Source organism: Streptomyces sp. NPDC053665, from assembly GCF_055585285.1.
Map to the genome: position 1 here is coordinate 92,418 of NZ_JBVJKK010000011.1, position 12,887 is coordinate 105,304.

Sequence of the window (12,887 nt, forward strand, 5' to 3'; positions counted from 1 at the left end):
CTTCGGGCGGTCGGGTGACAGCCGCCTACGAGGTTATACGCCCTGGCTGACCGAGCTCATGTTGAAATCGGGGACGCGCAGCGCGGGCATCGCCGCCCTGGTGAACCAGTCGCTCCACTCCCGGGGCAGCGTCTTCTCGGTCCGCCCCGCCTCCGTGGCCCGGCCGAGCACGCCGACCGGGGACTCGTTGAACCGGAAGTTGTTCACCTCGCCGGTCACCTCCCCGTTCTCCACGAGGTACACGCCGTCCCGGGTCAGGCCCGTGAGCAGCAGGCTCGCCGGATCGACCTCGCGGATGTACCACAGGCAGGTCAGCAGCAGCCCGCGCCCGGTGCTCGCGACCATCTCCTCCAGGGAACGGTCCTCGCCGCCGTCCAGGACGATGTTGTCGATGCCCGGAGCCACCGGCAGCCCCGTCAGGCCGGCGCTGTGCCGGCTGGTGGTCAGGTGCCGCAGCTCACCCTCGCGCATCCACTCGGTGGCCGTGAGCGGCAGCCCGTTGTCGAACACCGACTGGTCCCCGCCGGAGGAGTGCGCGATGACGAACGGCGCCGACTCCAGGCCCGGCTCGTCCGGATCGCTGCGCAGGGTCAGCGGCAGCCCGGTCAGCCGCTCGCCGACCCGGGTGCCGCCGCCCGGCATGGAGAACACGGTCCGGCCCTCCGCCGCGTCCCGGCCCGAGGCCGACCACATCTGGTAGATGAGCAGGTCCGCCACGGCCGTCGGCGGCAGCAGCGTCTCGTACCGCCCGGCGGGCAGCTCCACGCGCCGCTCGGCCCAGCCGAGCCGCACCGCCAGCTCGGCGTCCAGCGCCGCCGGGTCGACGTCCTTGAAGTCCCGCGTGGAGCGCCCGGCCCACGCCGACCGGGTCCGGTCGGGCGACTTGGCGTTGACCTCCAGCGTCCCGTTCGGCTGGTCGTGCCGCAGCCGCAGTCCCGTGGACGTGCCGAGGTACGTCGAGACCAGCTCGTGGTTGGCGAAGCCGTACAGCTCGCGGCCGCCCGCACGCGCGCGTGCGAAGGCCTCACCGAGCGCCGGCGCGAAGTCGGCGAACACGGCGGAGGAGGTCTCCGCGGGCGCCTCCGTGAACTCCGGCGCCTGGGCGGCACCGCCGACCAGGGGCTGCGCGTCCTCGGCGGGCCCGGCCCCGCGTGCGGCGGCCTCCGCGGCCCGCACCAGGGGCTCCAGGTCGTCGGCGGTCACGGCGGACCGCGACACGACCCCCGAGGCCGTGCCGTCCTTGCCGTCGACCGTGGCGATGACCGTGAGCGTGCGTCCGCGCGTCACCCCGTTCGTGGTCAGCGCGTTGCCCGCCCAGCGCAGGTTGGCCGTGGACTGCTCGTCGGCGATGACCACGCAGCCGTCGGCCCGGGACAGCTCCAGGGCCCGCTCGACTACCTCGTGGGGCTTGGTGGTGCGCGCGCTCATCGACCGGCCTCCTGGGTCGTGTTGAGGATGTTGACGCCCTTGAACAGGGCCGACGGGCAGCCGTGCGACACGGCCGCGACCTGGCCCGGCTGCGCCTTGCCGCAGTTGAACGCACCGCCCAGCACATAGGTCTGCGGTCCGCCGACCGCGGCCATCGAGCCCCAGAAGTCGGTGGTCGTCGCCTGGTAGGCCACGTCGCGCAGCTGCCCGGCGAGGCGGCCGTTCTCGATGCGGTGGAAGCGCTGCCCGGTGAACTGGAAGTTGTAGCGCTGCATGTCGATCGACCAGGACCGGTCGCCGACCACGTAGATGCCGCGCTCCACGCCCCCGATCAGGTCCTCGGTCGACATCCCGGCCGGGTCCGGCCGCAGCGACACGTTCGCCATGCGCTGCACCGGCACATGGCCGGGGGAGTCGGCGTAGGCGCAGCCGTTGGACCGTTCGAAGCCGGTCAGCTTCGCGATCCGCCGGTCCAGCTGGTAGCCGACCAGGGTGCCGTCCTTCACCAGGTCCCAGGACTGCGCCGCGACGCCCTCGTCGTCGTAGCCGACGGTGGCCAGGCCGTGCTCGGCGGTGCGGTCGCCGGTGACGTTCATCAGCTCCGAGCCGTAGCGCAACGTGCCGAGCTGGTCGAACGTGGCGAAGGAGGTGCCGGCGTAGGCGGCCTCGTACCCGAGCGCCCGGTCCAGCTCGGTGGCGTGGCCGATGGACTCGTGGATGGTCAGCCACAGGTTCGACGGGTCGACGACCAGGTCGTACAGGCCCGGCTCCACGCTCGGCGCGCGCATCTTCTCGGCCAGCAGCTCCGGCATTTGCTCCAGCTCGCTCTGCCAGTCCCAGCCGGTGCCGCGCAGGTACTCCCAGCCGCGTCCCACGGGCGGGGCGAGCGTGCGCATCGAGTCGAACTCGCCGCTGGACTCGTCCACGGACACCGCGTTGAAGACCGGGTGCAGCCGCACCCGCTGCTGGGTGGTCACCGTCCCCGCCGTGTCGGCGTAGAACTTGTTCTCGTGCACGGTGAGCAGCGAGGAGTCCACGTGGTCGACCCCGGGGGCGGCCAGCAGGCGCGCGCTCCACTCCGCGAGCAGAGCGGCCTTCTCCTCGTCCGGCACGGAGAACGGGTCGATCTCGTACGACGAGATCCACGTCTTGTCGGTGTGCACCGGCTCGTCCGCCAGCTCCACCCGCTCGTCGGAACCCGCCGCCCGGATCACCTGCGCCGACAGCTTGGCCATCGCCACCGCCTGCCCGGCGACCCGGGCGGCGGCGTCCATGGTCAGGTCCACGCCGGACGCGAAGCCCCAGGTGCCGCCGTGCACCACCCGCACCGCGTATCCGAGGTCGGTGGTGTCGGACGAACCGGCGGGCTTGGCGTCCCGGAAGCGCCAGGAGGCGCCCCGCACCCGCTCCAGACGGAAGTCCGCGTGCTCGGCGCCCAGCGCACGCGCGCGTGCGAGGGCCGCGTCGGCGAGGGCGCGTAGGGGAAGGGCCGTGAAGGCCTCGTCGATGGTATGAGGCACCGCCGTCTCTTTCTGTCGAGGTGACCGTGGTCGCCGTGCTCGGTGACAGCTCCGATCATGTCCCCCCGCCCGGCCCCCGGGCCACGGCTTTGCGGGGTGCGGACCGGCGCGATCTGTAGGGACCCGACAGTGCGGCCCCCACGCCACTGTCGGTGCCCGATTGTCCGCGCGCGTGCCCGGACCGATAGGTTTTCGAGGAAGCCGCCTGTCATCGCCGCCTGTCGCGCCGTGGCCCGGCGGTGGTATTTCGGTCCGCTATGGAAAGGGTGATCCGTTGAGCCGCTCGGTTCTCGTCACCGGAGGCAACCGGGGCATCGGCCTCGCCATCGCCCGCGCGTTCGCCGACGCCGGCGACAAGGTCGCCATCACCTACCGCTCGGGCGAGCCGCCGGCGGCCCTCACGGACGTGGGCTGCCTCGCCGTCCGGTGCGACATCACCGACGCCGAGCAGGTGGAGCAGGCCTACAAGGAGATCGAGGAGGCCCACGGGCCCGTCGAGGTCCTCGTCGCCAACGCCGGTGTCACCAAGGACCAGCTCCTGATGCGGATGTCCGAGGAGGACTTCACGTCCGTCCTCGACACCAACCTCACCGGCACCTTCCGCGTCGTCAAGCGCGCCAACCGCGGCATGCTGCGCGCCAAGAAGGGCCGCGTCGTCCTGATCTCCTCGGTCGTCGGGCTGCTCGGCTCCGCGGGGCAGGCCAACTACGCCGCCTCCAAGGCCGGCCTCGTCGGCTTCGCGCGCTCCCTCGCCCGTGAGCTGGGCTCGCGCAACATCACCTTCAACGTCGTCGCGCCGGGCTTCGTCGACACCGACATGACCAAGGTGCTCACCGACGAGCAGCGGTCGGCCATCGTGTCGCAGGTGCCGCTCGGCCGGTACGCGCAGCCGGAGGAGATCGCCGCAGCGGTGCGGTTCCTCGCCTCGGACGACGCCTCGTACATCACTGGAGCCGTCATCCCCGTTGACGGCGGACTGGGAATGGGTCACTGATCACCATGAGCGGAATTCTCGAGGGCAAGCGCGTCCTGATCACCGGCGTGCTGACGGAGGCCTCGATCGCCTTCCACACCGCCAAGCTGGCCCAGGAGCAGGGCGCCGAGGTCATCCTCACCGCGTTCCCGCGGCCCACGCTCACCGAGCGCATCGCCAAGAAACTCCCCAAGCCCACCAAGGTCATCGAGCTGGACGTCACCAACGACGAGCACCTGGGCCGCCTGGCCGACGTCGTCGGCGAGGAGCTCGGCGGCCTCGACGGTGTCGTGCACTCCATCGGCTTCGCCCCGCAGGACGCCCTGGGCGGCAACTTCCTGAACACGCCGTTCGAGTCCGTCGCCACCGCCATGCACGTCTCGGCGTACTCCCTGAAGTCGCTGACCATGGCCTGCCTGCCGCTGATGCAGAACGGCGGCTCGGTCGTCGGTCTGACCTTCGACGCGCAGTTCGCCTGGCCGCAGTACGACTGGATGGGCCCGGCCAAGGCCGCGCTGGAGGCCACCAGCCGCTACATGGCCCGCGACCTGGGCAAGCAGAACATCCGCTGCAACCTGGTCTCGGCCGGGCCGCTCGGGTCCATGGCCGCCAAGTCCATCCCGGGCTTCAGCGAGCTGGCGTCCGTGTGGGACTCGCGCTCCCCGCTGGAGTGGGACCTGAAGGACCCCGAGCCGGCCGGCCGCGGTGTCGTCGCCCTGCTGAGCGACTGGTTCCCGAAGACCACGGGCGAGATCGTCCACGTGGACGGCGGACTGCACGCCATCGGCGCCTGACCTCCCGCGCGCCGTCGACGCCCCGTTCCCCGCAGTGTGCGGGGGGCGGGGCGTCGCCCGTTCGGCCCAGCAGGCCGGGCGGGACGGTGCCCGACCGGCCACTGTGGGAGGTGCGACCAGCACGCCCTTCCCTCCCCAGCACGGCCGAGGAGGTCCCCTTGTGCGCTTGTCCCGCCGAACGGCCTCCCTGTCCCTCGCCGTCGCTCTCGTGGTGACCCTGGCGTACGAAGCCGTGCCCCGCACGCACGACGGCACGCCTCCCGCGCACGCGGCGCGGACCCGGCCCGAGGCGGGGCCCTTCGGCGCCGCGTGCCGGGTCCGCGTCACGGGCTCCGAGGTGACCGCGTACTGCCACAACCCCTATCCGGAGACGGACCGGGTGAGCCTGCACGTCGAGTGCGTCCGCTGGTGGGACATCGACACCGACAGCGCCCCGGTGGCCGCCGGGCCCGCGCAGACGGTGCGGCTGAAGGGACGCTGCTGGAAGGAGGTCGGCGGCGCGTGGATCACTCACCGGCGGGGGAGCTGACCCCGCCGAGCCGGCACAGGAACGGGTAGCGGGCCGCCTCGGCCGCGGCGCTGTCCGCGTCGCCCGCGCGGATCGCGTCGAGCATCCCCGCGTGCTCCATGTACGTCTCCGGCGTCAGCCGCCCGCCGACGTCCTCGCGCAGCCAGTCCCGCAGCACCTCGCCGAGGTCCGCGTACATCGCGGTCATCACGTCGTTGTGGGAGGCGGACACCACGGCCAGGTGGAAGGTCGCGTCCGCCGTCACGAACGCCTCGGCGTCCCCCGACTCCCACGCCTCCTCGCGCCGCAGCAGCAGAGCGTCGAGCTGCTTGAGGTCCTTCTCCGTGCGCCGCCCGGCGGCCAGCCGGGCGGCGGCCGACTCCAGCGTGGAGCGCAGCTCGGCGATGTGCCGCGGGTCGGCCTCGGCGAACCGCCGCTGCATCACGCCGGCCAGCTCGCTCGTCGCCACCACGTACGTGCCGGAGCCCTGGCGGATGTCCAGCAGGCCGTTGTGCGACAGGGCGCGCACCGCCTCACGGACGGTGTTGCGGGCGACCCCCAGCTGCTCGACCAGTTCCGGCTCGGTCGGGATGCGGGAGCCCACCGGCCACTCGCCCGAGGTGATCTGGGCCCGCAGCGCGGCGATGACCTGCTCGGACAGCGCCGAGCGGCGGGGATGACTCAGAGGCATGACTCACCTTCCCACGGCCGGGACGCCGCAGGGTGGAGGGAGACTGGACAGTCAATCATCCCATGATTCTATGATGGGCGTCATGACCAGCGAGGAAACCCGGACGATGACGCCCCCGACCGCGAGCGGCTCCGCCCCGGCGGGCACACCTGCCCCGCACGGCGCCCCCGCCGCGCGGGACGACCGGGAGCGGGACGACCGGGAGCGGAGCGGCGCCTCCCCGCGCGCGTGGACGATGCGCGTGCTGGTCCTCGGCATCGTGCTGTCCGCGTTGAACCTCCGGCCCGCCATCACCAGCCTCGGAGCCCTCCTCGAGGAGGTCCGCGACGGCCTCGGCATGAGCGGCAGCGTGGCCGGCCTGCTGACCTCCGTGCCGCCGCTGTGCTTCGCCGTCTTCGGCGTCATGGCCCCGCGGCTCGCCCGCCGCTTCGGAGCGGGAGCCGTGGTGTGCGCCGGCATGGTGGCCATCGCCACCGGCCTGCTGGTCCGGCCGTACGCGGGCGGCACGGCCGGCTTCCTGGCCGCCAGCGCCCTCGCCCTCATGGGCATCGCCGTCAGCAACGTCCTGATGCCGGTCATCGTCAAGCACTGGTTCCCCGACCGCGTCGGGTCCATGACCGGCCTCTACTCCATGGCGCTCGCCCTGGGCACCGCCCTCGCCGCCGCCGTGACCGTCCCCCTGACCGACGCGCTCGGCGGCAGCTGGCAGTCCGGCCTGGCCCTGTGGGCGTCGCTCGCCGTGGCGGCCGTGCTGCCGTGGCTGCCGTTCGTCCGGGGGCGCGTGACGCCGCCCGGCGCGCGGGACGCGGCCGGCCAGGGCGGGGCGGACGCCGCCGGGACGGGCCCCGCGCCCGAGGTCCCCCGGCTGCGGATCACCCGCAGCCGCACCGCCTGGGCCCTCGCCGTCTTCTTCGGCCTCCAGGCCACCGCCGCCTACATCACCATGGGCTGGATGGCGCAGATCTTCCGGGACGCCGGCGTGCCCGCGGGCACCGCGGGACTCCTCCTCGCGGTCACCATGGTGATGGGCGTCCCGCTGGCCTTCGTCATACCCCGGCTCGCCACCCGGCTGCCCCACCAGGGCCCCATCGTGATCGCCCTCGGCGTCTGCGGCCTCGCCGGATACGCCGGTCTCTACCTCGCGCCCGCCGCCGGGGCCTGGGCCTGGGCGCTGCTGCTCGGCGTCGCCAACTGCGCCTTCCCGCTCGCCCTCACCATGGTCGGCATGCGCGCCCGCACCGGCCAGGGCGTCGCCCAGCTGTCGGCCTTCGCACAGAGCACCGGGTACCTCATCTCCATCCCCGGCCCGCTCCTGGTGGGCGTCCTCTACCAGCACAGCGGCGGCTGGGGGCTGCCCATCGCCCTGATGAGCGCCCTGATGGTCCCGCAGATGGCGGTCGGCGTCCTGGCGGGCCGCAACCGCACGGTGGAGGACGAGGCCGCCGCCTGACACGCCGGAAAAGGGGGGCCCGGGGCGTCCGGGGTCCCGCGCGGGTGCGAGACTTGCCCCATGCCAGTGCTCGACCCGAACCCCCAGCACGGTCAGAAGAAGATGCTGCTCGTCTTCGGCGCCTTCTTCGCGATCTTCATCGTCATCGCCGTGATCGCGACCATCGCCTCGCCCTGACCGCCCCCGCCCGCCCTCATGGTGGGGTTGTCCCCCCTGTCCCCTAGGGGGTGAGGGTCAGGGTCAAGTGGGTGGATCACCGGATGGGCCGGCCGCCGCCCGTTCCGTAGCTTCGAGAGGTGACCTCGCGACGGTCACCGACCACTCGGAGAGCGGAGGCACCCATGTCGGCCCACACGCACACCCGGCCCCACCCGGCGTCCCGGGCCGCCGCCGACAGCCGCCTGCCCTGGTGGGCCCTCGCCCTGCCCGTGCTGGCCTTCACCGCCCTGCTCGCCCTCATCCTGAACCCGTCCGACGCCCACGCCGCGGCGGGCGACCCCGCGATCAGCCAGCTCTTCGAGCGCGTGGAGCGGCTGATGTCCCGCTGAGCACGGCCGAAGCCCGTGGTCAACTCCCTGCGCCCCGTGGCGTGTTTCGTGCGAAGCTGGATCTCATGAGCGTCGCAGAACCCCGCAGGATTGTCCTCTTCCGCCATGCGAAAGCCGACTGGCCGCAAGTGACGGATCACGAGCGTCCACTCGCCGACCGGGGCCGTATGGACGCGGCGGAGGCCGGGCGCAGGCTCGTCGACACCGGCCTCTCCTTCGACCTGGCCCTGTGCTCCACCGCGGTCCGGACCCGGGAGACCTGGAAGCTCGCCGTCCAGGAGTTCCCGCAGCGGCCGAAGACCGTCTACGAGGAGCGGATCTACGAGGCCTCGCCGGGTGAGCTGATCGCCGTGCTCAACGAGACGCCCGACGACGTCCGCACCCTCCTCATGGTCGGCCACAACCCCGGCATCCAGGGCCTGGCCGAGGTGCTGGCCGGTACGGCCGAGACGGACGCCCGCGAGCGGATGACCCGCCGGGGCTTCCCGGCCGCGGCCTTCGCCGTCCTGTCGTTCGGCGGACCCTGGAAGAGCCTGGAGCCGGGCGCCGGCACGCTGGGCGACTACTGGGCGCCGGCGGAGTGAGGCCCCGGCGCGCCTGAGCGCCTCCGCGGGCCTGAGCGTCTCCGCGCGCTTGAGCGCCTGCCGTGCGACAGGCCGGGCGCTCGATGCTCGGTGCTCGGCGCGTACGACTCCACGCAAGGGGCCCGGCACCGATGTGGTGCCGGGCCCCTTGCCGTCCGGTCAGACCGTTTCGTGGGTGTCCGCCGCCTCGACCTCTTCGCGGGTGATGCCGAGCAGGTACAGGACGGTGTCCAGGAACGGGACGTTCACCGCGGCGTGCGCGGCCTCGCGTACCACCGGCTTGGCATTGAAGGCGACGCCGAGCCCGGCCGCGTTCAGCATGTCGAGGTCGTTCGCGCCGTCACCGATCGCCACCGTCTGCGACAGCGGCACACCCGCCTCCGCGGCGAACCGGCGCAGCAGCCGGGCCTTGCCCGCCCGGTCGACGATCTCGCCCGTCACCCTGCCGGTGAGCTTCCCGTCGACGATCTCCAGGGTGTTGGCCTGGGCGAAGTCCAGCCCGAGCCGCTCCTTCAGGTCGTCCGTGACCTGCGTGAAGCCTCCCGAGACCACACCGACCTGGTAGCCCAGGCGCTTCAGCGTGCGGATCAGGGTACGGGCGCCCGGCGTCAGCCGCACCTCGCTGCGCACCTTGTCGACCACGGAGGCGTCCAGTCCCTCCAGCAGGGCCACGCGCGCGTGCAGGGACTGCTCGAAGTCCAGCTCCCCGCGCATCGCCGCGGCCGTCACCTCGGCGACCTTGTCCTCGCAGCCCGCGTGGGCGGCGAACAGCTCGATGACCTCGTCCTGGATGAGGGTGGAGTCGACGTCCATGACGACCAGCCGCTGAGCCCGGCGGTACAGCCCCGCGTCGACGACCGCCACGTCGACGCCGAGCCGGGCGGCGTCGGTCACCAGGGCGGTGCGCAGCGGCTCGGTCTCCACGCCGGAGACGGCGAACTCGACCGCGGTGACGGGGTACTTGGCGAGGCGGAAGATGCGGTCGATGTTGGCGCCGGTCCGGGTGATCCGCGCGGTGATCGCCGCCGTGGCCTCGGCGGTGAGCGGGTGCCCGAGCACGGTGACCAGGGAGCGGCCGAGGCCGCGCGGCCGGTTGTCGCCGAGGCCGGAGATGATCTCCGCCTGCATCTTCATCGACTCGGCCCAGCTGTGCACGGTCGCCCGGAGGTCGCCCTCCAGGCCGGGGGGCGGCTCGGTCACGAGCGCGCACAGCACCATGCGCCCACGGGTGACGACCTGCTCGATGTCGACGACGTCGAGGGAGTAGGCGGCCAGGGTGTCGAAGAGCCCGGCGGTGATGCCCGGCCTGTCCTTGCCGAAGATCTTCACGAGGAGAGTGGGGACGTCGGCAGGGACGTCGGGAGACGAGGTCTGCGAAGCGCTCATGGTGGTTCCACCGTATCCGGCGGGTCGTGCCCGCCGCCCCTGTGGTCCGTCTGGCGGACAGCGAACAGTGGGTGTCGCCCCGGTGGCGCGAACGGGACGGTGGGACGGCGGTGGTGCGGGCCGTCCTCACCTCCCACCCCCGCGCGGGCCACGCGCGGGCGGGGGAGGAGGCGGTGGCGGTGGCGGCGGTGGACCGTCGTCCGGCCGGGTTCGCGGCCCGGCGCCGCGAGGCGGCGGGCCCAGGGGCCGGACGACGGTGGGGGCGCCGTAGATGCCGTCGCCGTCCGGCACGGAGGGGTCGCCGTGCGCGGCGGGCTCGCGATCCGGAGGGGTGCTGTCGTCGCGGGGTGCGCCGGCTGGTGGGGGTGGTTGTCGGGGTGGTGCGTCTCCGGGCGGGGGTGGCGGATCGGGGGGTGTCTCTTCCGGTGGGACGGGTGGGCCGGGGGGTGCGCCCGTCGGTGGGTGTGGCTGCCCGGGACCTGCGTCCTGCGGCTGTCCCGCATCGTCGGGACGAGCGTCCTCCGGGCCGTGGAACTCGCCGGGGACGCGGAGGTAGGGGTTGGTGGCCGGGTTCGGCGGCCGGTACGGCACACCGGGTGCGTAGGGCCCGGATTCGTCCGGCCGGGGTGTGCCGGGTGTGCGGCGTGGCAGGGCAGGGGGTTCGGCGGGCCAGGCGGTTGCATTCTGCCCTGGTTCACCGGGCCCGCCCGAGGCGCCCGGGCCGCTGGCCGGCCGGGATGTGCCCGGTGGGGCGGGGAGTTCGCCGGGGCGAGGGGTTGCGTTCCGGCCCGGTTCGACGGGACCGCCGTGCGGCTTCATCTGCTGTGTCTGTTCGTCCGGGCGGGGTGTGCCCGGTGTGCTGGGTGGCGGGGCAGGGGGTCCGCTGAGCCAGAGGGGCGCGTCCCTCCCCGGTGCGGTGGGTCCCCCTGAGGCGTCCGGGTCGCCGTCCGGCCGGGGTGTGCTGCGTGGCGGGGCAGGGGGTCCGCTGGGCCAGAGGGGCGCGTCCCTCCCCGGTGCGGTGGGTCCGCCTGAGGCGTCCGCGCCGCCTCCCGGGCGGGGTGTGCCTGGCGGGGGAGGGGGTCCGTCGGGCCAGAGGGGTGCCTTCCGCCCCGGACCCGCTGGCCCGCTCCGGGCGCCGTACGGCTGCACCCGCTGTGTCTCCTCGTTCGGCCCGGGCGCTCCCCGTGTGCCGCCCGGGCCGGTCCGCCAGGGCGCTGCGCTGTGCCGCGGCACCGTTGCGCTGCCGCCACCACCACCCATGCCCGCAGTCGGCTGCCGGTGCTCCGCCTCACCCCCCGGCCCCCGCACACCGCCGTCCCGCCGTGGCCGCCGGACCCCCGCGTCCCTGCCCGGCCCTTGTCCCCGGGCCGGTCCCGACGCCGAGCGGCCCGCCGCCCCGCACAGCCACGCGAGCCCGGCCCCGGCCGCCCCGGCCCCGGCTCCCCACAGCGCGCCCAGCAGGACGGCCGTGCCGAGGTGCCCGTGCAGCGTCAGACCGGCCCCGAAGGCGTCGATGCCGAGCACGGACAGGGACGCCGTCACGGACACGTCCGTCAGCCGGACCAGCAGGGGCAACCCCAACGCCGTCACGCTCCCCAGCCGCACCGCGCACCGGCCCATGAACCCGAGCGCCCCCGGGTGCCGCCGCGCGCCCGGCCCGGAGTCGTCCGCACCGGAGAACCCCACGCCGGCGGGCCGCGCCCCCACCGGCGTCCGTACCCCCGTCAGGACCCCCGCGAGCAGCATCAGCAGCACCGCCCCCACGCCCAGCAGCCACACCCGGCCGTCCAGTTCGGCCAGACGCCCCAGCGTCACCGGGCGGTCCGGCCCCGACCCGAGCAGGTCGTCCAGCGGGTGCGGGAGGAAGCGGGGCAGCTCGCCCGTCGCGCGGCCGTCCCACGCCACGAACAGGCCGACCGGGACGCCCAGCCACACACCGTTCGGCGCCCCGAGCAGCGCCGCTCCCGCGATGCGCCCGGGACGGTCGTCCCCGGCCGCCGCGTACGCCGCCGCGGCCAGGCCCGCCGCCACGGCCACCAGCAGCGCGGTCACCAGGGCGGACACGGCCGGCCGCACCACCCGGTGCAGGCCCTCCCAGCCCGGCGGCAGCGGCGTACGGCGGGAGGCGAGCAGGGCGACGGCCAGGACGCCCGCCACCCACAGCAGCCCGCCGAGCAGCGTCGGCGCGGTGTCGACCGTGAAGCCGACGGAGGCCCGCGCGTCGGCCAGGTCGCCGAGCCGGTCCGGCAGCAGCCCCCCGACGTCGCCCAGCCCCGGGACGGCGAGGCCCGTGTCGCCGCCCGGCACGTCGGCGAGGCCCAGCGACCCCCCGTCGATCGTGATGACATCGTGTCCCGCCCAGGCCAGCCCGCCCAGCATCGCCACGAACAGCACCGTCACCGCGCCCGCCCGGGCGGCGAGTTCGCCCGGCGAGATCTCAACTCCCGCCGCGCGCAGGGACCGTAGGAAGAACCAGGACAGCAGCACCGCCCCGGCCAGGCTCACACCCAGTGGCGTGATCCGGAGGGCCGTGTCCGCCTCCGCGCCCGACAGGCCGAACGCCGACACGTCACCGGACGGCGTGACCGACCCGCCCGCCGCCAGCGCCACCACCGCGGCGGTCATCGGCCCCGACGAGCCCGCCGCGTCCGCCTCCAGCAGCCGCAGGCCCAGCGCCGCCGTCCCCGCCATGCCGATCAACGCCCAGCTGACGGCGGCCAGGGCGGACACCAGCACGTCACCCCACGGCACGCGCGCGTGGTCCCGCTCCGCCCCCACCCCTGCGGCAGCGCCCATGGCAGACCCCCCGATCCGCGCCGCGACGGGAACACCGCGCATGTCCCCCTCGCGTCGAAATACCACTCTCCGGCCGGATTTCAACCCCGTCAACGGAATCGGCGAAGCGTCCGCACTCCGGTCATCCCGAGGCCCGACTTTCGGTCAGGGGGCCGCTCCTGAAATAGTTCCCCCCGATGTTCGACATCCCTAGACTCCCCATGTCGGGG

11 protein-coding genes and 1 pseudogene are annotated in these 12,887 nt (G+C 74.0%); 7 read left to right on the forward strand and 5 right to left on the reverse strand.

Going from position 1 to position 12,887, the window contains the following annotated elements; all coding sequences use genetic code 11:
• Positions 1 to 33: 33 nt before the first annotated feature.
• Both ACZ6ZN_RS32160 and ACZ6ZN_RS32165 read right to left on the reverse strand, forming a co-directional pair.
• On the reverse strand, positions 34 to 1,428 hold the full coding sequence (locus tag ACZ6ZN_RS32160; RefSeq protein WP_469651688.1) for a metallopeptidase TldD-related protein: 1,395 nt from the start codon (positions 1,426 to 1,428) through the stop codon (positions 34 to 36).
• Positions 1,425 to 2,948: a TldD/PmbA family protein gene (locus ACZ6ZN_RS32165; protein ID WP_469651690.1), complete on the reverse strand. Its 1,524-nt coding sequence runs from the start codon at positions 2,946 to 2,948 to the stop codon at positions 1,425 to 1,427. The genes ACZ6ZN_RS32160 and ACZ6ZN_RS32165 overlap by 4 nt, the downstream gene beginning before the upstream one ends.
• 274 nt (positions 2,949 to 3,222) lie before the next feature.
• On the opposite strand from ACZ6ZN_RS32165, the gene fabG reads away from it, so the two are divergent.
• From fabG to ACZ6ZN_RS32180, 3 genes are all read left to right on the forward strand, one after another.
• Entirely contained in the window at positions 3,223 to 3,942 is a 720-nt protein-coding gene (fabG, locus tag ACZ6ZN_RS32170; RefSeq protein ID WP_451877425.1) for a 3-oxoacyl-[acyl-carrier-protein] reductase, read from the forward strand.
• A 5-nt stretch (positions 3,943 to 3,947) separates the two neighbouring features.
• Positions 3,948 to 4,715, forward strand: coding sequence for an enoyl-ACP reductase FabI (gene fabI, locus ACZ6ZN_RS32175; RefSeq protein WP_333936206.1), 768 nt, complete (start codon positions 3,948 to 3,950; stop codon positions 4,713 to 4,715).
• A gap of 160 nt (positions 4,716 to 4,875) precedes the next feature.
• The gene (locus ACZ6ZN_RS32180) at positions 4,876 to 5,244 is read left to right on the forward strand and encodes a hypothetical protein (RefSeq protein WP_451877426.1); all 369 of its coding nucleotides are present in this window, start codon (positions 4,876 to 4,878) and stop codon (positions 5,242 to 5,244) included.
• Here the strand turns inward: ACZ6ZN_RS32180 and ACZ6ZN_RS32185 are convergent.
• Complete coding sequence (locus ACZ6ZN_RS32185; RefSeq protein ID WP_451877427.1) at positions 5,222 to 5,914, reverse strand: FadR/GntR family transcriptional regulator; 693 nt, start codon at positions 5,912 to 5,914, stop codon at positions 5,222 to 5,224. The genes ACZ6ZN_RS32180 and ACZ6ZN_RS32185 overlap by 23 nt on opposite strands.
• A gap of 70 nt (positions 5,915 to 5,984) precedes the next feature.
• Between ACZ6ZN_RS32185 and ACZ6ZN_RS32190 the strand changes: the two genes are divergently transcribed.
• The 4 genes from ACZ6ZN_RS32190 to ACZ6ZN_RS32205 all read left to right on the forward strand — a co-directional run bounded on the left by ACZ6ZN_RS32190 (position 5,985) and on the right by ACZ6ZN_RS32205 (position 8,496).
• Complete coding sequence (locus tag ACZ6ZN_RS32190; protein ID WP_469651693.1) at positions 5,985 to 7,364, forward strand: CynX/NimT family MFS transporter; 1,380 nt, start codon at positions 5,985 to 5,987, stop codon at positions 7,362 to 7,364.
• 60 nt (positions 7,365 to 7,424) lie between these two features.
• Complete coding sequence (locus ACZ6ZN_RS32195) at positions 7,425 to 7,541, forward strand: SGM_5486 family transporter-associated protein (RefSeq protein WP_097215821.1); 117 nt, start codon at positions 7,425 to 7,427, stop codon at positions 7,539 to 7,541.
• 164 nt (positions 7,542 to 7,705) lie between these two features.
• On the forward strand, positions 7,706 to 7,912 hold the full coding sequence (locus ACZ6ZN_RS32200; protein WP_398111709.1) for a hypothetical protein: 207 nt from the start codon (positions 7,706 to 7,708) through the stop codon (positions 7,910 to 7,912).
• Between the two features lie 65 nt (positions 7,913 to 7,977).
• Positions 7,978 to 8,496 (forward strand): SixA phosphatase family protein, encoded by a 519-nt coding sequence (locus ACZ6ZN_RS32205; protein WP_398111710.1) that lies wholly within the window; start codon positions 7,978 to 7,980, stop codon positions 8,494 to 8,496.
• 159 nt (positions 8,497 to 8,655) lie between these two features.
• On the opposite strand, the gene serB is transcribed toward ACZ6ZN_RS32205, so the two are convergent.
• Both serB and ACZ6ZN_RS32215 read right to left on the reverse strand, forming a co-directional pair.
• The gene (serB, locus tag ACZ6ZN_RS32210; RefSeq protein ID WP_398111711.1) at positions 8,656 to 9,882 is read right to left on the reverse strand and encodes a phosphoserine phosphatase SerB; all 1,227 of its coding nucleotides are present in this window, start codon (positions 9,880 to 9,882) and stop codon (positions 8,656 to 8,658) included.
• 927 nt (positions 9,883 to 10,809) lie between these two features.
• A pseudogene (locus ACZ6ZN_RS32215) lies at positions 10,810 to 12,678 on the reverse strand (streptophobe family protein); the annotation flags it as partial.
• Positions 12,679 to 12,887: the final 209 nt, after the last annotated feature.